Origin of the sequence: Bradyrhizobium sp. 17 (assembly GCF_023073515.1) — a bacterium.
In the GTDB taxonomy this organism is placed as follows: Bacteria; Pseudomonadota; Alphaproteobacteria; order Rhizobiales; family Xanthobacteraceae; genus Bradyrhizobium; species Bradyrhizobium canariense_D.
In genome coordinates, this window is the sequence record NZ_JADPJQ010000017.1 from 54,674 (window position 1) to 74,318 (window position 19,645).

The 19,645-nt window shown below is 57.0% G+C and carries 18 protein-coding genes, 1 tRNA gene, 3 pseudogenes and 1 other annotated feature; of the genes and pseudogenes, 7 read left to right on the plus strand and 15 right to left on the minus strand.

The features are described 5' to 3' along the window. Positions 1-44 precede the first annotated feature (44 nt). The gene (locus IVB13_RS03725; protein ID WP_247369634.1) at positions 45-986 is read left to right on the plus strand and encodes a WYL domain-containing protein; all 942 of its coding nucleotides are present in this window, start codon (positions 45-47) and stop codon (positions 984-986) included. Between the two features lie 55 nt (positions 987-1,041). After that, positions 1,042-1,710: a nucleotidyltransferase domain-containing protein gene (locus IVB13_RS03730; protein ID WP_247369636.1), complete on the plus strand. Its 669-nt coding sequence runs from the start codon at positions 1,042-1,044 to the stop codon at positions 1,708-1,710. A gap of 21 nt (positions 1,711-1,731) precedes the next feature. Here the strand turns inward: IVB13_RS03730 and IVB13_RS03735 are convergent, their stop codons facing one another. Next, complete coding sequence (locus IVB13_RS03735; RefSeq protein ID WP_247369637.1) at positions 1,732-2,361, minus strand: hypothetical protein; 630 nt, start codon at positions 2,359-2,361, stop codon at positions 1,732-1,734. Between the two features lie 894 nt (positions 2,362-3,255). Between IVB13_RS03735 and thyX the strand changes: the two genes are divergently transcribed. After that, positions 3,256-4,209, plus strand: coding sequence for an FAD-dependent thymidylate synthase (gene thyX / locus IVB13_RS03740; RefSeq protein ID WP_247487814.1), 954 nt, complete (start codon positions 3,256-3,258; stop codon positions 4,207-4,209). Continuing rightward, positions 4,202-4,495, plus strand: coding sequence for a hypothetical protein (locus IVB13_RS03745; RefSeq protein WP_247369641.1), 294 nt, complete (start codon positions 4,202-4,204; stop codon positions 4,493-4,495). Before thyX ends, IVB13_RS03745 begins: the two co-directional genes overlap by 8 nt. On the opposite strand, the gene IVB13_RS03750 is transcribed toward IVB13_RS03745, so the two are convergent. From IVB13_RS03750 to IVB13_RS03770, 5 genes are all read right to left on the minus strand, one after another. Continuing rightward, entirely contained in the window at positions 4,496-5,485 is a 990-nt protein-coding gene (locus IVB13_RS03750; RefSeq protein WP_247487816.1) for a hypothetical protein, read from the minus strand. It lies immediately after the preceding gene. Further along, positions 5,482-6,861, minus strand: a complete 1,380-nt coding sequence (locus tag IVB13_RS03755; RefSeq protein ID WP_247487818.1) for a hypothetical protein — start codon at positions 6,859-6,861, stop codon at positions 5,482-5,484. Before IVB13_RS03755 ends, IVB13_RS03750 begins: the two co-directional genes overlap by 4 nt. Continuing rightward, complete coding sequence (locus IVB13_RS03760; protein WP_247487819.1) at positions 6,836-7,681, minus strand: hypothetical protein; 846 nt, start codon at positions 7,679-7,681, stop codon at positions 6,836-6,838. The genes IVB13_RS03755 and IVB13_RS03760 overlap by 26 nt, the downstream gene beginning before the upstream one ends. 2 nt (positions 7,682-7,683) lie before the next feature. Beyond that, positions 7,684-9,015, minus strand: a complete 1,332-nt coding sequence (locus IVB13_RS03765) for a hypothetical protein (protein ID WP_247369647.1) — start codon at positions 9,013-9,015, stop codon at positions 7,684-7,686. 434 nt (positions 9,016-9,449) lie between these two features. Then, positions 9,450-9,593 carry a hypothetical protein gene (locus IVB13_RS03770; RefSeq protein ID WP_247487821.1) on the minus strand — a complete coding sequence of 48 codons (144 nt, stop codon included), beginning with the start codon at positions 9,591-9,593 and terminating at the stop codon, positions 9,450-9,452. A gap of 160 nt (positions 9,594-9,753) precedes the next feature. Between IVB13_RS03770 and IVB13_RS03775 the strand changes: the two are divergent. Together IVB13_RS03775 and IVB13_RS03780 are read left to right on the plus strand one after the other, a co-directional pair. After that, positions 9,754-10,153, plus strand: a pseudogene (locus IVB13_RS03775) (hypothetical protein). Beyond that, a pseudogene (locus tag IVB13_RS03780) lies at positions 10,125-10,689 on the plus strand (IS30 family transposase); the annotation flags it as partial. The pseudogenes IVB13_RS03775 and IVB13_RS03780, both read left to right, overlap by 29 nt. Before the next feature lie 39 nt (positions 10,690-10,728). On the opposite strand, the pseudogene IVB13_RS03785 reads toward IVB13_RS03780, so the two are convergent. The 6 genes and pseudogenes from IVB13_RS03785 to IVB13_RS03810 all read right to left on the minus strand — a co-directional run. Continuing rightward, positions 10,729-10,932, minus strand: a pseudogene (locus tag IVB13_RS03785) (DDE-type integrase/transposase/recombinase); the annotation flags it as partial. Positions 10,933-11,020: 88 nt separating this feature from the next. Then, positions 11,021-11,121: a sequence feature (AL1L pseudoknot), on the minus strand. A gap of 326 nt (positions 11,122-11,447) precedes the next feature. After that, positions 11,448-11,774, minus strand: coding sequence for a hypothetical protein (locus IVB13_RS03790; RefSeq protein WP_247487823.1), 327 nt, complete (start codon positions 11,772-11,774; stop codon positions 11,448-11,450). Positions 11,775-11,858: 84 nt separating this feature from the next. Further along, positions 11,859-12,092: a hypothetical protein gene (locus tag IVB13_RS03795; protein WP_247487825.1), complete on the minus strand. Its 234-nt coding sequence runs from the start codon at positions 12,090-12,092 to the stop codon at positions 11,859-11,861. Continuing rightward, the gene (locus tag IVB13_RS03800; RefSeq protein WP_247487832.1) at positions 12,089-12,787 is read right to left on the minus strand and encodes a toll/interleukin-1 receptor domain-containing protein; all 699 of its coding nucleotides are present in this window, start codon (positions 12,785-12,787) and stop codon (positions 12,089-12,091) included. Before IVB13_RS03800 ends, IVB13_RS03795 begins: the two co-directional genes overlap by 4 nt. Positions 12,788-13,175: 388 nt before the next feature. Next, positions 13,176-13,251 (minus strand) — tRNA-Ile (locus IVB13_RS03805). Between the two features lie 55 nt (positions 13,252-13,306). Further along, on the minus strand, positions 13,307-14,620 hold the full coding sequence (locus IVB13_RS03810) for a DUF2130 domain-containing protein (protein WP_247487833.1): 1,314 nt from the start codon (positions 14,618-14,620) through the stop codon (positions 13,307-13,309). A 388-nt stretch (positions 14,621-15,008) separates the two neighbouring features. Here IVB13_RS03810 and IVB13_RS03815 point away from each other — a divergent pair, with 388 nt between their 5' ends. Then, entirely contained in the window at positions 15,009-15,176 is a 168-nt protein-coding gene (locus IVB13_RS03815) for a hypothetical protein (protein ID WP_247487827.1), read from the plus strand. Positions 15,177-15,390: 214 nt separating this feature from the next. Here the strand turns inward: IVB13_RS03815 and IVB13_RS03820 are convergent, their stop codons facing one another. The 3 genes from IVB13_RS03820 to IVB13_RS03830 all read right to left on the minus strand — a co-directional run bounded on the left by IVB13_RS03820 (position 15,391) and on the right by IVB13_RS03830 (position 19,247). Then, positions 15,391-15,654 (minus strand): hypothetical protein, encoded by a 264-nt coding sequence (locus IVB13_RS03820; RefSeq protein WP_247487828.1) that lies wholly within the window; start codon positions 15,652-15,654, stop codon positions 15,391-15,393. Between the two features lie 8 nt (positions 15,655-15,662). After that, a complete protein-coding gene (locus tag IVB13_RS03825; RefSeq protein WP_247487829.1) occupies positions 15,663-15,986 on the minus strand; it encodes a PilZ domain-containing protein in 324 nt (107 codons plus the stop codon). A 2,997-nt stretch (positions 15,987-18,983) separates the two neighbouring features. Further along, a complete protein-coding gene (locus IVB13_RS03830) occupies positions 18,984-19,247 on the minus strand; it encodes a GcrA cell cycle regulator (protein ID WP_346732268.1) in 264 nt (87 codons plus the stop codon). Between the last annotated feature and the right edge of the window lie 398 nt (positions 19,248-19,645).

Genomic DNA, 19,645 nt, shown 5'->3' on the forward strand with positions numbered 1-19,645 from the left:
TATAGACGTGATTTGTCAAAGTCAAGTAAACAAAAGCGACGTGTATGAACGATAATCCGACTGAAAAGCCGGCCGAGCCCCTGAAGCTGTCCGTGCAACGGCGGCTGGAATTCATCGACTTTCGGTTGCTTTGGTCGGGGCGCTTCAACAGGCAGGACCTGAGCGACACCTTTCAGATCTCGTCGCAGCAGGCGTCGGCGGACATCGCTGCCTACCAGGAGCGGGCGCCGGCCAATCTCGATTACGACAGAGCGCAGAGGACGTACGTCAGAGCCGGCACTTTCCGGCCGCTGTTCATGCAAGGTGAGACGGATCGGTATCTGCTGCAGCTTGTGGGAATACAGAGCGGTTGGATCCGGAAGGAAGACACGTACTTCGATTCCCTCCCCCCCTCGGAAGTCGTCGCGTTGGAGCGCAGGCGGACGGGGTGGCAAGTGCTTCAGAGCGTGTTGGACGCGATCAGGGACCGCCTGGAGATCGAAGTCGCGTACAATTCGATCACGTCGCCCGACAAAAAGGAGATGAGGTGGATCGCGCCTCACGCCATGGTCTACAGCCAGGGCCGTTGGCACGTTCGGGCTTGGTCGAGGGAGAGAAACGAGTTTCGCGACTTCAACCTCAATCGGATCGATGACATCGGCGAGCGTCGGCCGGTGAAGATCGACGTTGCGCTCGACTACGAGTGGAATACCACTTTTGATTTGCGATTGTGTGCGAACCTGAGGCTCGCCGAGAACACTCGTACGGCCGTCGAGTGGGACTATAAGATGACCGACGGCGTTCTCACCAAGACCATACGCCTCAGTCACATCTTCTACCTGAAGATCGAACATCTCCTCGACGTCATGCCGGGAGTTCTGCCGGCCGAGCAGCAGCAGTTGTTGCCGCTCAATCTAGAAGAGGCGAAGGCCGAGCAGGCTTTAGCCCGAAAGATGTCGAAAGAAGCGTTGAAGCGTGTCGAAAGTTCATTCTCTAAGCCGGAATGAGGAAGTCCGACGGGAAGGGCCAGTCGGAAGTGGGGATGTGATGCCGCTTTGGTCGATGGCGCTGTTCGGCAGCCGCGCGCGCGGAGACGACGACCCACAATCGGACGTGGATATCCTGTTCATCACTGACGAGGAGAAGCCGCGACTGATCAATTCGAACAGGATGTCCTGTTCGTTCTATCCCTCCTCGCACCTTCTCACGAAGGCCAAGCAAGGCGACCTCTTCGTCCTTCATCTCGTTCGGGAGGCCAAGGTCATCTATGACGATAGGGACGACTTTGCTGCCATGTCCAGGGCGTTTCGGCTGAAGAAGAGCTATGATCCCGTAGTCGAGCAGGCATCGTCGCTGGGGCGCTTCATGCTCCGATACAGTGATGGGTTCGACGACGCGGCCCTCGTCAATCGGCGGATCGCGTGGTGTGTCAGAACGATCCTCATCGCCCGCGCCGCCGAAGAGAGGAAGGCGATCTTCGCCGCGAACGCGCTTGCCGAGTTTGCAAATACCCGAAGTGTCGAGCAGCTGATCCGGAACAAGGGTGCTCCTGTCCTCGACGCATCGATATTGAAAGGCTTCTCCGCTTTCTTGGACAAATGGGGCCGAAGCGGCATCGAGCCGGAAGCACCGGCTGAAGCGTATCTCGAGTACTTCAAGCGCACAGGCAATTCGGTCGGGTTGAGGACCTACTTCGCATCCCGTGACACCGCCGCTGAAGTATACGAGTAAGTTCGCGGAATTCACGCTCCGTCATTGCCCCTTTTTTGAGCGGCGATACTGAGGGGGCAACGCTTTGCCGCGCCATCCGAGAGTCTCGCCTCGTATCTTCCATTGCCCCCGGCTTCCATGAGGCCCCTTCCATTCCATGTCGAGCAGGTTGACCAACTTCTTGCCGTATGCGCTCATGAGCTTCATGTAGCCTTGCCACAGGTGCTCATATAGATGTCGTTCCTCCGGGGTGTCCTTAATTGTGAGCGCGCAGGGGTATCTGAACCATGAATCCAACCCGGACTCAAACGCCTCCAATACGTGCGTATAGGTCTTCTTGTACGGAATGAGCTTCGATCGTTCTCGCAGCAAAGTAAGTTTGTGCGACTTGAGTTCGCCGGAAAGCCGTCCGTTCGAGATCCAGTGAGGGTTTTCGTAGACGAGGAACGCCTTGATCGCATTCTCAAGTGCAAAGCCGCCTAGCAAAAATACTGGTTTATCTACTCCACGCATCTGGTGAACCACTTCTTGCTTCGCACTCAATACCGTACGGATGCTGGATTGTTCACGCCGGCTGTACATTTCCATTGCCTGGTCGTGCAGATTTTCGGCTGTGAGCAGCCAAGAATGGGGATTGGCGTAATCGTCGACAAACCGTCTATTCTCGTCCATTTCCTCTCCTCGACTTAGTGCTATGTCGATCGACAGTCGCTATAAACTTGTCGAAAGCCCGGGCCTGGTGTGCTTCATGCGCACGCGCGTATCGTCGTGTCGTCTCAGTTGCGCCACGCCTGCCGCGTGATTTTGTCGAACCACATCTCCCCACGTAGCGCGCGTCAGGTTGGGCGCGAAACCGTGTGTAAGCATAGTGGGAGCCATTTTGCAGCCATGTCCAGAACGAGACAAAGCCGTAGTGATACCCGCCATCGGGTGGCTAGGGCTCCCCACCTCCTTTGCCCACTTCGCGATTACAGCGGGCATGTGCGCTTCGGCTTCACTCGGCTTTACCGCTCGCCTCCGCCCACCATCGGCTCGGCTATACGAGAGTCAAGTGAGCTCATTTGCCTCCGGCATGGTCTGACGGCAGCGGGACCATCATGTGGTTTGAGGCGATTACTCGCCCAGCAGGAGTCGCCGCTTGCAAGGCCTCGGGGAGTTTTCTTTTCCGGATCAATTCGAGAACATGCTGGCGACCACGGCGCCGAGTCGCCGCGCAGGCCGCGGCTTCTCAAATGTCGGGAGATGCCTTTTGAAGAAGAGTGAAGTCTACCTGCGAGGCGCGATAAAGGGATTTGCCTTCGATGACAGGCGCCATCCAGCGAACCTTTCGGATGTCTTTCCGTCAGGACGCCCAGGCCCGGCGCTCGACCGGACTGTTCCATTTTTAATCAACTCGAAAGCATGAGATTGCTCCACACGCAGTCGAGCGCTCAATGTCGGCGGACGCCAATTGGCGCGCCACAAAAGCCGGGGTATGGCTGATGGCACGGCAAAAAGGACGCTGTGCTCCCCCCTCCCGGGGCAGTATAGTTAACCGAGAGTAAACTGCGGAGCCATTAGAACGTCATGAGCCTTACGGATGAGCAGCAGGGCGAGATTTTCGAGGCCCGCAAGCAAGCGGCGTCGACGAAGCGGCCGACCGTCCCGGCACTTGAGACGATCCTTTACGAAGCGATACCCGTTTTGGACCACGGGTTCATCCGCGTAGTCGACTACATGGGAGACGATGCGTCTGTCGTGCAGGCCGCGCGCGTTTCGTATGGGAGAGGAACCAAGAAGGTTCAGGAGGATCGTGGGCTCATCAACTATCTAATGCGCCATCACCATACGACGCCCTTCGAAATGGCAGAAATCAAGCTCCACGTTAAGCTGCCGATATTCGTGGCGCGTCAATGGGTGCGACACCGCACGGCGAACATCAACGAATACTCGGCTCGATATTCGATTTTGGACAAGGAGTTTTATATTCCGGCAGCGGAGCATCTGGCCGCCCAATCCAATGTGAACCGTCAAGGCCGAGGAACCGTTCTGGAAGGAGAGGAGGCCGCAGCGGTATTGGGGCTTCTCAAACAGGATGCCGAGGTCGCGTACAAGCACTATCTCGAAATGCTGAATCAGGACGAAGATGGTCAAACCTTGCGCGACGATCGATCCGGACTCGCTCGCGAGCTCGCAAGGATGGACCTCTCGCTGAACTTCTATACTCAGTGGTATTGGAAGATAGACCTCCACAACCTCATGGGCTTTCTTCGGCTTCGGGCAGATGCGCATGCCCAGCTTGAGATACGAGCCTATGCGGACAAGATGCTCGATATTCTAAAGGCATGGGTACCTATCTCGTACGATGCGTTTGTCGAGCACCGGCTCAACTCGGTGACGCTATCCGCCACAGCGATACAGGTCGTGAAGGATGCTTTGTCGGGAAAGACCGTGAGCCAAAAGCAGAGCAAGTTGTCGCAGAGGGAGTGGGCCGAGTTAGTTTCGGTTTTCGGCGTTCTGAACGGTGAGTTTCATGATTGACATGCGACAGACAGCCGAAGCGAGAAGGGCAAAGGGCAGTCGAAGCGCCAATGCGACAACGGTCAACTACGATATCGTCGATTTTGTCGCCGCACGAGGCGAGGTTACTGAACAGGAACTCTTGGGGGCGATACGAGGGGACCCGTCAGTGGTTCTTGAGCATCTCGACTTGCTTTCTCGACTCGGGTTTTTATCGATGTTAGGCGCAAGTGCTGACCGCCATTGGTACAAACTCACCAATTTAGGCGAGTGGGCGCACTCGACCTCATATTTTTACGTTCAGTGATCAGGCATGAATCGCTTGCGACCGGCGTCCAAGGCTATCGCACAGATCGAAATCGATTTTGAAAAGCCATGCTCTCGAAATGCCGACACTCGGCCCTGGAACGTGAGATGACGAGATTGGGTAGAGGATGCTCAGCATTCCGTGTTGACATTCCGTAAGATAGAAGAGGGCAGCGCCGAGCATCTGGGGCTTGGTTGCTAGTGGCGCAACATAAAAGCGCGTTGCAGCAGATCTCATGCGGTAACCTGAAACGATTGAGCTCAGTTCGGTCGCCATTGCGAACGGATCGAATGCCGACGCGAAATGCCGGACACCTTTAGTCTCCTCCGGAAGCGGGGTGTCTACACCGAGCGCCTTGAGCACATTGTGCTGATACATATCCGGCTGAAGGGATGGCAAGCCAAAGATTTGAATCCGTTCCGCTCGTTCCTTATGACTCACGATCTCTCTCAGTAGAACGTCGTCGAAGCCCGGGGCAACAATCAGGACTTCCCGGTCCTGACTAACGCGATTGTGCCCTTCGAAGCCGATAACTTCCCGTACCTCTATGACGTCTCCGGACGTGAATTTCGTGTTCTCGCGGTCAGGGTACGAGGTCGGCTCGGCATAGATCGCATCAAATTTGCGACAACCCTTGATTTGGAGAAATCGAGTTAGAAGAGCGATGTGAGGCCTCAGCATGCCCGTAATGTCGACGGCGATCCTTGCGGCCTTGAAATCGACGCCCAACTCCTCGATCTTCAGAAGCAGCGCTTGAATGCCCTCAGCCTCGTCTCCTGCTATGGAGAAATATTCTTGAGCCGGCAGCTGATCTCCAGCGATTCCGTATTCGGGGTGAACTAACCAAAGTTTGCGCTTGGCCGTCGCCAACTCATAGCACGTTTTCACGCGGGCGCTGTTGTCCCACGAGCTGAGTAGAAGGTCCCAGTCCTCGGACCAACTTGATTGAACGGAAAGTTTCTTTCGGGAGAAGTAGTCGTAGTGGATCATTCGTCGGGCTCGAACAGGCTTGGCATCGTCTGATGGGCTTCCTGCTTGCGGGGCCCCCCGAATTGCGGCGCGGTCATCTTGGCTTTCCAGGCCTTATGATACTCTTCAAATTCATCAGCGCGAGCTGGATCGAAGATCAGGTCCAAAGCAGTTGGCGAAAACTTCACAATACCGCGGCGCGCAATCGGAAGGCTCCACTTTGGTGCGAGCGTTGCATTGAGTTGGAATTTTGCGAGCCGCTCTTGAGAATTCCTATCGATCTCTTCCTTTGTCGTCCGGATCAGGAACGAGCGCTGTTCCGCAACAAGCAGGAGCGATTGCGTCTTCTCCGTCAACTCTCGCTCCAAAACACTAAAGCCGAGGAGTGAACATTCGACTGGCTTGTCGGCAAACCGATTCGTTTCGAACAGGCGCGCTATCCGTTCGATCGCTGTACGGACCGCGGTTCCGTCGGCTCCAGGTTTCCGCATTGTTTGCATGAACCACTCGGCAGTGTCGAGGAGGCCGTTAGCCTGGTCCTCCGTGCTGATGTGATCGATGACCTCTTCTCTCTCGTTGTAGATCGCCAGATCCCATATGTTTCGCAGTGCCACGACCAACGTTCGAGGTAGCCCTTCGGCCATCCGGATGAAATTCTTCAGACCGAACTGCAATGGAATTCGCTTACCCTCGTCGCGCAGGAGCTGCGCGACCATATCTGACGCATAGTGCTGCACGCGTGTGGCATATGCCCCCTTTGTTCTACCGGTAGTGAAGTCGGCGGCTTGGGCGGCGATCTGGTCTGCCAGTTTCGGAAGCGAACGGTTTCTGTACCAGCCTTGGTACAGAGTCAGCATGTTGATCTTCTCTAGAATTGGAAACCCAGGTAGCGCGACGGCCTTCGCGACATACTCGATGTCGTCCTGGCTTGAGATGCCTGGTGCGCGCCCCTGAGAGAGCCCCTCCTTTAAAGATCTTTTCAGGCGATCAAAATGTCTGCCGGTTCCCGGAGAGGGGGATCCGATCATCTTGAACACCGCCTCGCTATCCCAGCTAAGATCCGGGTTTTCGAATATCTGCTCGATCGTGCGGATGGAAATCGACCTTTCGGCGAGCGCTCCAAAGACTTGCAATCGTCTGCGCACAATCTCGTCCGCGAAGGTGTCCCACTGGTCGCTGTTCTGGCGCAACCGGTGGTCCAGAACGATCTGCTCGAACTCAGATCCGTCGCGGTTGGCCTCATCATCGGAATAAGTTTCGAGCGTTTTTATTCCGTACAATCGGCTTCCGATCCGAAAGGTGGCTGGCGCTTTGCGCTCGCGAATTAGCGATTGAACGTATCTTTGCTGGCCCTCGGTAATATTCTCCAGTTCATCGAGCTGATATGAAAATGTCACCTCGCGAAACTCCTCCACTATTTCGGACAGGAGTTTGGGGATGCCGAAAATAAGTGTCCCCCGCGTAGCCCGAACACGCGTGGTGAAGCTGCCTGTGTATGCTCTTGTAGAAGCGCGATTCAGGCGAGAAGCATCTGAACGTGTCGTCGAATTCGGCCACGCAGGCGACCTCGTCGAAACGGCCAGTGGAAGAAATGCGATCAAGTGCGCGGCTCGTCGCAAATATCGGATGGAAGCACACTCGGGCCTTCGAGCCGGCGTCGCGTAACTTGGTTACGACGAGTTCCGAGAACTTCGAAACCTGATCGCCGGTCGCGCAGAGATCATCCAAGAAGATGTACCGATCGACGCCCGTCGTGTCGTCGGGCTTGGCGCCCGCCATGCCAGGAAGTTCGATGTGGTTGATGAACAGGTTGGAGGGAAGAAGATTCTCTTGACGAAAGTAGTAGAGGAGGTGCGCGCCGCTCTCGGATGGGTTGCCAACGCCCAAGAAGCGGGTGCGGCTCAGCGCCTTTTCATAGAGATCGTCGATGAGATCTACATCGACCGTATCGCCGTTTTCAGACCTGACCCCTTGTATCAGCGGAGCGCGGCAGAATTCCGCGAATAGGACGCGCAACAGATGGCGGATCTCCAGGGTGCCGAAATACAAGAAGTTACTCAGCAAATATAGCATCTGCAGTCGTTCATCGATGCCGGAGCGCGAGGGCGACTGAAAGCACTCAAGCCAATCGTCCAGTGTGGGACCGGGAACACGTTCTTCCCACACCGCCTTGTTGAGTTTTCGGATCTTTCGCTTGAGCGAGTCGGCGTCGAACATACCTATGTCTTTTGATAGATGTTGATCCACTCTTGTTTAATCACCGACGCGGTCTCATTTCGTTTCGTCATCAGTCCGCGCGAGTGGATCCGGTCGATCAGGCTGAGCTTGCGCTTCAGCCCGAGCTCACCGCAGATCTCAGTCAGATACTGCTGGGTATCAAAAACCCGACCGCATGCAAGATTGTTTCCTACGATGAGGACCAGGTGCCCTGAAGGCCGCAGCTTCGTAACCGCTGCCGAAAGCGCGTCCCGCATCTCTAGCAAGAATGTCTGCGCGATGTGGGCCCTGAGTTCGTTTTTCTTTCTCAAGTACCGGACGATAGCGCGGGCGGTCGAAGGCAGCCTGTCGTCAAGGGCGGTCAGTTCGCCCCTGCCGAAGTGCTCGCGCCCAATGCTGCAACGTTCAAATTGCCGCAGACCTTCCTCCGCGAATCCGAGCCATTGAATCGAAAGGCTGCTGGACCGAATATACTTCTGTGCACTGGCGTATGGAGGCGACGTTAGGATCAAGTCCAGCGATTCGGGCGCGGGTTCTCTCGCGTCGCCGGCTATATGGACCGGTGAGGCGTCCCCGAGGTGGTCGTGAAGTTTCGACATCCGCGCAATGTTGTTGCTGACGATGTTCGCGAATTCGTCGAACGCGTTTGCGCTAAGTCGATGTTTTAGCCACTCGCGCCGTTGAGCCTTTTGGTCGCGAGTCAAAGTTCGTTTGTATGGATTGATGCGAACGGGAACGGACACGGTCGGATCCGCCAAGCTGGTTCGTTGGATGGTGGCTGAGAAGCATGCCAGCAAAAAGGACCGCTCAGGTGAATCGGGGAGGTTGCGTAGGGAAGTTGCCAATCGATCCAGACGCCGGAGCACGGTTGGTGAGAACCATTGCTCGAGATTCAGTGGGCCGGCGGGCAAGCCGTCGCCGTGCCGCGGAATCCCTTCCATGACATTCTCATACGCTTCCTCCAGGCGGTGAGCTGAGAGAGTAGTCGTCTTTGCGGACGACAATATCCGTGCGAGAGGATTCGAGTCGGTTCCGAAGACCCGTCTCCCTGCGAGAAGGCCTTCCAACAGGACGGTGCCGGAGCCGCAAAAAGGGTCGTAGATGGCGTCCCCCAGACCGCCGAGCTGTTCGCAGTTCAGGAGCAGCAGAGGAATATTGAAGAGAAGTTTGGCGGGATACGGATGGATCAGGTGTGTAAACCGGTCAACGCCGGAATTCGCTCCAACCAATTCTCGGAAGTTCACCTTGAGCGGTTTGCCATCAAAATCAGCCAGCCATCGGGCGTATACCTCGCCAAAAGCACGCTGCAGCGGATCAGGATTTGCCTTTAGCATCGACAGTCATCGTAATTTGACAATAAAAACAATAGTATCCGCGTCGCTGACTCGTGTCGCGGAGCAAAGGAAATCGGCTAAAGTTATCAACGGGCAAGTTACTGGAAGTAACTGAACACGACCAACTTTAGCTAGACGCGGAGGTGAGCTCTGCGCTCAGGCGAGTGGTTGCGTCAAAAATGGTAATGTTTTCAATGAGATTTTATCAGGGGGAATTTTCCTCCAAGGCTGTCCCGGCGGCGGCGCCGCAGGCGCTAGTCCCGCATTGCCGTCATCCTCGCGACCAGTAAGTCCCCCACTAGCCTGCAGGAGGGGGACACGTTGTACACGGTGCACGACATCCACCCGTTCGTCGCGAGCGAACTCGGGCGGCGAGGGGTACTACGCCACAGTTTGACTTGGCACTTCAACCGGCCCCCAGTCGTCGGTCTCGATTAACGATTTCCGTGGTCGGGTAGGCCGCGCGCGGCGTTGTCGAGACCCTCGATGGTGCCCTCACCAACGAGCACTATGTCGACGCCTTTGGCGAGCGGCGGAAAGCCATCCGCGCCTGGACGGCCCAAATGGAGGTCACTCATCCGTGCTCGATTGCGATGTCGAGATCTTCGATGTCCACATTCACTGCGTCAATCAACGGGCTGACCGATCACCGCACACCCCCAAGGAAAACCAGAGGATGACGAATGCTCCTAAGATATCGAGGAAGCAAGTTCGCGGAAGCCGGGTACGGGTGGGGCGGTGAACTTCCAGGTGACGGTTCTCGAGGTGCTGGTCAGCTATCCAGACGGCTTCGCCGCCATGGCGGACCTCAAGCGCGACATGGCGATCCTGGCGACCAGCGGACCGGACTGGGCCGAACGCGCGAAGCGATTGGCGGCCCCGCGTGCTCGACCTGGATATCTTCTCCCAAGGTCTCATCGAGCGGATGAACGGCGGCTGGCGTATCACCGACAAGGGACCCTCGGTTCTCGCGACCATGGAGGCACGGCCCGCACGCGCCCAAGCAACGGAGCCACCTCCCATCGGCGCCGTCGAGGAGCCAACTCTGTCACCGATGCCTTCGATAGCGCCAGTTCGGCGCGAGCGCGATCGAAAGCGGCGCCAAGGGGTTTGTCTCGCCGGAGATCATGGTCAGTGAGCGCCCTGCTGAAGCTGCCGATCGAGCAGTGCCGGGACGTTGGGAGGGAGACCTCATTCTCGGTCTTGGCAGCTAGGCAATCGGCACGCCGGTCAAGCGCACGACGCGCTTCACGATGCTATTGCACCTTCCCCGGTTGGCGCGGCATGGCGAAGCTCCGCGCGCGAAGAACGGACCTGCGCTCGCGGGACACGGGGCCGAAGCCGTGCGCGACGCGATCACGCGCACCGTCATCACCTTGCCCGAAGAACTGCGTCGCTCGCTGACCTGGGATCAGGGAGCCGAAATGGCTCAGCACGATCGTCTCAAGATCGATGCGGGTATCCAGGTCTACTTTTGCGACCCGCAAAGCCCTTGGCAGCGCGGCACTAACGAGAGCACCAACGGGCTGCTGCGGCAGTACTTCCCGAAAGGCACAGACCTGAGCATCCATAGCGCCGACGAGATATCCACTGTGGCAGCGGCCCTCAATGCGACCGAGAAAGACACTGGGCTGGAAAACGCCGGCGGAGGCGCTTGACGAATTGCTGTTATGAGTGAAAAAACTGGTGTTGCGACGACCGTTTGAATCCGCCTTGGCTGCCACGATCGGAGTGATGCATCAGGGCATCCGGCTTGCCGCGTCGCCAGACGGCCATCAGAAGGGCGTCGGCGACCAACTGCGCCGTCATGCTGGCGCTCATCGACCAGCCGACCACTCGTCGCGAGAACAGGTCGATCACGGCCGACACGTAGAGCCAGCCCTCGGCCGTCCAGATATAGGTGAAGTCGGAGAGCCAGAGAACGTTCGGCCTTGGCGTCCTGCCCGGCGCACGCCGACAGCCTGGCCGGATCGTGCCGCTTGGCCACATGGGCGTGGTAGGTCGAGGGGGCGATCGGCAACACCTTGCAGATTGGCTCGACCCCATGCGCCCCACGATGATCGTCGATGAAGGCGATTATGGAGCTCCGCCATCGCAAAATAGGCGCTTGCCTTCCGCAGGATCTCGTTGGCTTGAGTTGTGCATCAATAGCACCTTCTTGCGTGCGCATAGTAGGCGTGGCCAAAAGACATCGCGACGGGGTCGCGATAGACCGGCGATCGAACCTGATAAGCTAGCGCTGCTTTCCCCTTCAGCGGTGCGGCGATCGTAGTGACGTTGTCGATTAACCTGATTGCCCGCGCTGGATGGTCTGAAAAAGCGCTGGGCAATTTTGGACCCGGCGGACTCAGCATGGCAGCCGACAGGAAATCGGTATTTCTACGTGAGATCGATGGTCTTGAGCACGCGCTGGCGGGGGCCGTCTCCCAACACTATCTGCCACTTGCTGAAGCCAGCGGAAAGATTGACGCCGCTTTCAGCCAGTCCGCGCTGCAGAGCAAAAAGATCGCTCCGCATCCGCATGCGTCTGCAGAGGCGGCCACAAATAGTCCGTCATTCTGCCGAACGACCATGCCGGGCGGGGCATAATTGCCCACCGTATCGTAAACCGACGTTTCGTCGACCTCTATCCGTACGTTGGGAATCAGAAGCCCTTTGCAATTCGTGTTGTCGGCGCAATCGATGGCAACGAAGCGGTGGTCGCCGTCGAGAAAGATGGTCGCGGGCGTGGCATCAGCGGTCGTGAAGGAGCCAGTCATCGTGCTTTCCGACCGGCACCACGAGCGTGAGTCCCTCCGCCCTCCCGACGTAGTCCACGCGCATTTCTTCAGACGACAACATTTTTAGCGTCCTTGCACACGTTCGATGAGCAGCGACCAATAATATTCGGCCGCGCCTTCCTGGGTCAGGTTGCTTGCGCCGCCACGCTGCATGCCAAGACATTTCAAGTACAGCTCGTGCTCGTCGTTGCCGACCGACATCGAATCATTCAGCGTATCGCTCGTGGAGCTCTCGCCGGCAAAATACGCGATGCCGCCTCCGAGTCCGCCGATGAAGACGGTGCAGCGGGAGATCACCGTCCCATTCCGGTAGACCGCCGCCGTGAACCGGTTCGCGTCGATGCGGCGGAAGTTTCCTTCGACTCCCGGGTTGCGCTTTTCGACCTCCTGCAGCGAATTCTCGAAGAACTTGGCCATGAACTCGAAGCTATCATGCTTGAACCGGTCGCGGTCACGGTCGGTGAACGTCTTGGCGAGTCGCAGGTTACTGGACCGGATGCTAGGCTCGCTTTCGGCCCGCGGTAGGCGAACCACCGGTGTGGGCCTCGGTGTAGCAGGGCGGGCTTCAACCTTGCCACTGCCACCCGAATGGCCTTCGCCACTTCCAGCATGGCCTGGTCGCGATCGGGGAATTGTGTGATCGGCTTGCCGTCCGGCGGCGTCGCGTTGAGTTTGCCGAACGGTGCGCCGTGCCAGTCGCAGGCACGCAGGATGACCGGGATCACGATCGCGTCGCCCGCCTCGTGCCGTTCCATCGCCCGTTTCAGCTCAATCTCGTAACAATAGTCCGACGAGAGGAAGTCCGAGCTGACCAGCAGCAGGATGATGTCGTCAGTCTCGATATGGCAGTCGATTTCGGCGGCGAAATCCTGGCCCGCCTCAATCCGCCGGTCGTGCCACGTCTCGACGACACCCTGCCGCTTCAGTAGCGAAAGCTGCTTTTCGATCTGGTCCCGCAACGCTTCGTCGGCGTGGCAATAAGAAAAGAACACTTTCGCCAAAACTGCCTCCCGCGACGCGAATCCGTTGTCGCATTGATCATAACGCCAAAAGATCAGTTCGGCCGCGCACCTGAACGGGGTTTCGCGTCATTTTCAGCCCCAAAACCAGGTTTTCAGGCCTTAATGCGCGTGACCACATCGGCCCTGGACGGAAGGCGCCCGCACCGATCGTTGGGCCAAGCCTTTGTTGGTTGCTGGACCCTTGAGACGTAATTCGCCCCCGCAGCGATCCGAACACGTCTTCACTTGGTCCCAGTCCTCCGCCCATTTCTTGCGCCAAGAAAACGGGCGCCTGCACCCGTTGTGCTCAACGAACGTGCGATCGTGCGAATCCGAGTCAGTGCCGCCGCGAACCGACACAACATAATATTGATCAAGTTGGTGGGCCCGGCAGGACTCGAACCTGCAACCAGACCGTTATGAGCGGCCGGCTCTAACCATTGAGCTACAGGCCCGTTCCCAATCGTCATGCTGACGCCGCAGGGAAGGGAGGCGATCGTCTTGTGAAAACTAGCTCGCCTTGCGTTCGGGCGGATCACCGGCTTCTAGCAGGGGAGGCGCCAAACTGGGAATTTCAGGCATTGACTTGCCGGCTATCGCTTGGAGGTCGCCCACCATCCCAACGGTCGAATCTATCACAGATACAATCTGCGTTTCGCGTTTCGCCCATTGGCGACCCATAAACTTGCGTTCCTTGTCGAGGTCGTCTCGCATGTCGTTGAATTTCTCGATGACTGCTTCGACACGTTGCCGGAATCTGGTGCCGGTCAGATAGTCATAGACCTGCTCCATCTTTGTCTGCTGGCCTTGTTGCACGAGCCGTGCGCCGCATACGTCGAGCAGCGCTTGACGCAGCGCCACCGCAACGGGGAGGGCGCACCGAGGATGAGCGACCCACACGCCATCCATCAGATCGAATTGTTCGATGTGTTTGGGTAGCGCGTGCGAGATGATGAGCGATACGTCGGCGCCCGACCGCCGTTGGTCATCCCTGAGCTTCGCCAGCCAACCGTCGCTCCACGATTTGGTCCGTTTCGTCTCCCATAGGATTATGCCTGCCGGCTGCCCGACGGCGCCGTTGACCTGCTGGATGACGTCGGCGCCAAGCTCGCCTTTGCCGACCGGTTCTATGATATCCGTTGGGAAACGGCTGCGCAAAAGCTCCTCGAGTTCCAGTTCGAGGACTTCGCCTTGGGCCTGTTGCGAACCTTGCTCCGCCTTGCGCTTCAGTTCCTCGATCGTACGTGCCATCGACTCGATCGTTTGATCCCTTTCGGCAACGCGAAGCCTGGCAGCGTCGTCGGCTTCCTGCCTGGCCTTGGTCTGAACCGTTGCAACGGACGCTTGAACGCGCTTTTCGATGGTCAAGTCCAACTCACGCTTCTCATCGTCCAGCGCGCGCTGCTTGCGAATAAGTTCAGCCTGAGCCTGCTGGGCTTCGGCCAGCTTGCGGTTATTCGCCTCCAGAAGCTGACGGAGCTCGGCAGCCTCATTAATTTTCGCTGATAGTTCCGCAGCAGAGGCTTCGCGCGCCTTCTTGGCTTCAGAAGCGACAATCCGCTCGCGTTCGGCCGTCAATCGTTTCGCGACCTGGTCTTCGACCGCCTCGCGGTCCTTGGTGAGCTGTTCGCGTTCCAGACGGAGCGCCTCAGTCTTGCGGGCGACTTCAGCATCTTTTCCCGCGAGCTGTTCCTGGAAGCGACGGCGGGTTTGCTCGAGCAGCGGCGCGGCAAGCGATTCCGTCAGTCGAATTTCGTGATTGCAGTTCGGACAATGTAAGGTAGGCTCGTATGCGCCATTCGTGGCTGCCGCTTTGAAGCTCATCGCGTTGATCTCATTCGTCGCTGAGTCGCGATTGAACTGTATTGGTGTGTCGGCGCCAGAGCGGAATGTGCGTGTCCACATGGGATTTCCACCTGTGGGCTTCCAAATCTGAAATCCGAACGTGCGGATCCGTCGAAATATTCCATAATCTATGTTATGCGAACATAAATAGCTAATTGTTACAATATGATAGTACTATTTAGTTCCATAACATTAAAGATGTTCCAGAAGCTTCTATCCAGTTGGTTCCTGATCGCGCTCCCGGTATTCATGGTCGCCCCACGCAGTGAAGACGGGTGCCATCTGACGCAAGTCGCGACGACTAGGCCAATCGTATCAAGCACCTCCCCTTGCCCTCGACCTGCGGTTGCGATTTGATGGAAACCCCATGACTGATCTACGCCCCTACGCAGGACCGCTTAAGCCCCCGCTCACGGCTGGCGCGCGATTCATCAGAGGCTTCAAACGCGTCGGCATTGTACTCGGCGTCATCGTGTTGGTCGGTGGCTTCGCGATCACAATTCCGATTGCCATAGACGAGGACTTCTCTTCTTGAGAGCCGCGATGTTCTCGACGAGGCGTAGGTCGGCGCAGACAACGACGGCGTGAGGCACGTAAGAAAGCTTCGCATCAACGTCCAGCCGTTCCGCCGCTATGCGAAATCTGCGGTCAAGTATACGCGACAAAGATCAGACAACTTGGCTGCACTGTCAGTCAGAACATGTACAAGCATGATGGCCGCCTCCGATGAGCGGCTTACTCGCGCGGCTTCATACCCAAAATGATCCTTGATCCTCAGGAGGCTCGTTCAACCACACCAGCGCCTCGCGCAATTCCAGGAAGAAGACTCGCTCTTCCATCGTTGATGATGAACCTGCGCCGGACAGATAGAGAATGAAGCCTCCACTTTGGTCGTGAAGCAGAGCTTCTTTGGCCTCACAAACTGCAAGAGAGGGGACATCGATGAAGGAGATCGTTCGCGACGAGACTAGCTGCATTTTTGATTTTTGGTCATCTAAGGTCTTGGCCGACAACATTCGCCTCATTGCGCAGGAGCGAGATGGTTATTCTGTCCCGGGCGCTCATTTTTCTTCGTCTTTTCGGTGACGAATCTGATGCCTACGTGCGCCCCGTTGACCCAAACCAACTCGCATCGGCGAAATGCCAGGCCGGTAGACGATAGAAGCAGGAAAAATTCCTGCGCCTTCAGTGCGTCGATAGAGCCTTCTACCTCAAGCTTGGCGCCGATTTCAGAAGCGTCGAGGAGGATGCAACTCCGTCGCCATGTGCCATCGACCCCGATGATGTTGACCATGTGCTTGCGTTCAAACTGAACGCGCGTCGCCTTTCGATTATTCCACCTCATGGCGAGTCCTCGAACTAACAGTGGCGAGTTTAAGTAGTCAGTTCCTGAGATTTATAGCTGCATCTCGCAACGCGCAGTCTCAAGGAGATGACCGATCTTCGCGGATTGGGCCAGCAACTGTTTTCTGCTCAGTCCATTCGGGATCTGGCCGACAGTCAATGGGATGCACATGTTTGCGAGATCGAGCATGAAGATGGCGAGGCGCAGATCGTCGGTGGTTTGAATTTGAAGAGATTCCACTCTCGACAGCAGCGCAGCAATATTGGGAAGAATGACAGATGTTTCCTGGAGCGAACGATCCGGTTCGGGTCTCTGATCAGGTCGAGGAAATCTTAGGACCCTAGACATTGAGTGCCCCAATAGCTGTCGTTATCGCTCCCCTCGTCGGAAGCGATGGAAAGGAATGGCAAAGTAAATTAGAACTCGACGGAGCAGCCTAACTAGACCGCGCAACTTCATACGTGAGCCCGACCAGAAAGAGCCGAGTCGGTTGAAACAAATCTATGATGCAATCTGACGCCGAAATTCTTAACAAACGCTGTACGTCGGACGCGGTTCGCTTCTTTATTGAGCATTGCTGCCCAAACGCTATTGAGATCTGGCAAAAGCAGCAAAGTGACTAGCGCGAACCCGCGTTTGATTGCGTATTTCCGAGTTGAAGCTCGAACAAAATGGCCGCAGATAGGCCCGCCGGTCGGAAATATCTGTTCAGTGATGAAATGAGCCAGCCCCGGCGCTGCCATTTCGGTAGGACAAAGCCAGCGAGTTATCTGCCGGGTTGAATACAGTCAATGAAGTGGAAATTAACAACCTATCAAATCGCTTCCCTCCAGTGGAAGCGCGCACGCTACGCTCGGTGATACTTGCCGCTTGTGAACTACTTCACACAATGCGCATCACAGCCCTGTGCAGGAGGCCCGCTAGCGTGAACTGACGGGCCTCTGATCGTGTCGGCAATCAGATTCAGTTCATCGGCTGCCCCTTTGCACAACAATCACGGTTCGCCGAAGACGACGTCACTGACCTTCAGCTTGATCGGCAAAAGTGGGTCTCCACGGAAAGCGGAGCGGCGGATGCCATCGCCGGCGCTGCGGTACGGGACATGGTGGTTATCGCGACGGGCAAGCCGCGGCGCTGTCGCCGGTTCCCTCATCGATGAGATTGCGTCAGGTGAGATCTGGCAAGGCGCCGTTCACTGGGGTGGTGTTGTTGGTCATCTGTATTGGTTTCCGCTATTACCGGTTGCGGACGATGTGGTGGCGAGTTTTTCGAAACAGCAGTCGTACTGTCCGTTTGACCTCCAAATTCGTGGTGATAGTGTCGCAATTCGCGGTCCGCCCGGGAGGACACAATGGGATGGTTTGACCGGCTGTTTGGAAGGACCTCGGCGCCTGCTACCAGACTCTTTGCGAGATTTAAGCGAGAATCACGGGGGCCGACTGACCCGATCTTCTGAAGATCGCCAAAGACCGAAGAGGGCATATTTCGCGGAAGGCCGTGAGAGAGGAATACAATCGGCTGCTTTTGGAAAAGTACGCGCACGATAAGTCATGACTTCTACCCATCCAGTGGCGCCACTACGTGGCAACCTTGACGCTCGTCCCTAGCGGTGCCGGCACATGACCTGAAGTTGCGCCTGCGCCTATGTCTCGTCTATCCGCTGTGAGTGCACCAACTATCGAGACGTGATACTCTGTTTCCCATCGTCCTCAAGCTGCGATGAGGAACAATGAAGCGGCGGGCGTTCATAGCAGGCATCGCAGTGCGCCGAGCGGTTCGCGCGCACAGGGGCTCGCCATCGGCTTGGCTTTCTCGCTGTAGGTGACGGGAGCGGGCAAGCCCTCAATCAAGCCGAGCTTGCGTGCATCCGCGCCAGTACACAGTTCTGTGCGGGGCACGCGATGAAAGGCGCGTCACCTATCGGTCCTGCTGCGCCTCCCGGCGCTGAGCCGTGAGCGGCCGGTGAAGATGATCAGGGATCCACTTTTCCTTCGGACGGCCACACTGCAGTCAGGGTCTTGTTCACTAGCAGAGACGCTTGAAGGTGGCGCTGAGTCGGATTGCTAGCCAAAAACTACAATAGACGGCCCGGAGGACAAAAACCTCGTACCAAAGCCCTGCTGGTGAGGTAGCTGTTTTGAAAGACTTTGTTTGTCATCCGCCCTCAACAAACAACGTAGCTACAGCGAAATCCGCGGTATCGGAAGTATCGACGGCACCAGCAACAAAACCGAGGATGAGATTCTTTGCTAGCTCGATATCCCTCATGAAGCTTGTTGCCGTCAAGGAACGACGCCTGGCGTGCTGAAATTGCCATTAGGACAACGGCGAGAGCCGAACTGACACTGATCATCTATTGCCGGAACATGGCGCCTCCCTTACGTCGGTCTACCGCGCCTCGCGACTAGCCTCGCACCGCTCGAAAACTGCCAGCCATAATGACCAATCTGGTTTTAGACGCTTTCGCGGTTGAATTGCGATCTGAAGCTGGCGGAGCGGCCCCGGACTAGCCCAAGTGGATTTTGCGCTGCGGCAAAGAGATCGCGGCGCTATAATATCTCTCATGGGCTGGGATGCGAAAGACATAGCGCTCCTCAACTCGACGGAGCTCTCAACATACCAATTCCGCGCTGATCTACGTTTGGCGGACCTTAATCGCAACAAGGGTGTGTGTGCGATGGCCGGCGACTGATCGTGCCCGCGTTCGAACACAAGATCCCACAGATTTGCAGCCATCGATTTTTGCATTGGATGCGTCCTGAACACGCCTCAAGGCCATCAACGCGTGAAGGATCGGGAAAGTGCAGAACGCGCGTTGATATTGTCTTTCGACTGTGCGGATTCCGCATCCGAAGTCCGAGCGCCGTCTCTGGTCGTCGGCTTATGAGGGTGGACCGGAACGCAACGTTTGATCTTCCGAAGGGCGCTCATGATCCGTAGCAGACTAAGCCTTGCCAGGGCACTGACGGAGCGCGCAAAGGACGTTCGCGGGAGCTCTCAGCCAGTATTTTTGACCGCCTCTGCCAGCATGGAGTAGAGCTGCTGCTTGCTGAATTCCTTGGGCGGCTGCCTCTGCACTGTGTTCCGCGACACCTTCCGTGCGACTGGACGGGCGCAGGCTGCCGACGAGGTCGGCCTCAGCTTCGGGCGCGGCCTTATCTGGGGCGTTGCTGTGGGCGGCTTGTGGCCGTCGCGCTTCAAGCCCAGACGGGTTAGCATGCCGCAGACCGCGTTACGACTGCACCCGAGACGACGCGCAATCTGCGCCGCGCTCTGTCCTGCGGATCAGAGCCTTCCTCGTCGTCTTCATCGGGATCTCTTGGCGGCATCGCGGTGCACATAAGCACAAGCGGTGTCCAGTAGATCGCGGTGGTGGAAAATGCTTCGAAGGTATGTTGCTTCATGTGGCTGCTACTCCTCGAAAACACGCGTAGTCGCATATTCATGGCGGACGGCACGGGTGTCCAGGGCGCGATCGGTGCAAACGAGATGGGAACATCAAGTCGACGACATGAGCAAAGGAGGGCAACCGCCACGCAAATGGCGGCGTTTTCAGCTACTTTATGCCCGAGAACTCATTCGGCTCTATTGTTCACCAAAACCTCGCCGGTGGTGATTTCGGGAACTCCAAGATCGAGGTCATGTAGACTTGCTTGAAC

Bases quoted from the DNA above. Each gene is read 5' to 3' on its own strand.
- IVB13_RS03725 (WP_247369634.1), top strand. From the start codon at position 45: ATGAACGATAATCCGACTGAAAAGCCGGCCGAGCCCCTGAAGCTGTCC.
- IVB13_RS03730 (WP_247369636.1), top strand. From the start codon at position 1,042: ATGGCGCTGTTCGGCAGCCGCGCGCGCGGAGACGACGACCCACAATCG.
- IVB13_RS03735 (WP_247369637.1), bottom strand. From the start codon at position 2,361: ATGGACGAGAATAGACGGTTTGTCGACGATTACGCCAATCCCCATTCT.
- thyX (WP_247487814.1), top strand. From the start codon at position 3,256: ATGAGCCTTACGGATGAGCAGCAGGGCGAGATTTTCGAGGCCCGCAAG.
- IVB13_RS03745 (WP_247369641.1), top strand. From the start codon at position 4,202: ATGATTGACATGCGACAGACAGCCGAAGCGAGAAGGGCAAAGGGCAGT.
- IVB13_RS03750 (WP_247487816.1), bottom strand. From the start codon at position 5,485: ATGATCCACTACGACTACTTCTCCCGAAAGAAACTTTCCGTTCAATCA.
- IVB13_RS03760 (WP_247487819.1), bottom strand. From the start codon at position 7,681: ATGTTCGACGCCGACTCGCTCAAGCGAAAGATCCGAAAACTCAACAAG.
- IVB13_RS03765 (WP_247369647.1), bottom strand. From the start codon at position 9,015: ATGCTAAAGGCAAATCCTGATCCGCTGCAGCGTGCTTTTGGCGAGGTA.
- IVB13_RS03770 (WP_247487821.1), bottom strand. From the start codon at position 9,593: ATGAGTGACCTCCATTTGGGCCGTCCAGGCGCGGATGGCTTTCCGCCG.
- IVB13_RS03790 (WP_247487823.1), bottom strand. From the start codon at position 11,774: ATGACTGGCTCCTTCACGACCGCTGATGCCACGCCCGCGACCATCTTT.
- IVB13_RS03810 (WP_247487833.1), bottom strand. From the start codon at position 14,620: ATGAGCTTCAAAGCGGCAGCCACGAATGGCGCATACGAGCCTACCTTA.
- IVB13_RS03815 (WP_247487827.1), top strand. From the start codon at position 15,009: ATGACTGATCTACGCCCCTACGCAGGACCGCTTAAGCCCCCGCTCACG.
- IVB13_RS03825 (WP_247487829.1), bottom strand. From the start codon at position 15,986: ATGAGGTGGAATAATCGAAAGGCGACGCGCGTTCAGTTTGAACGCAAG.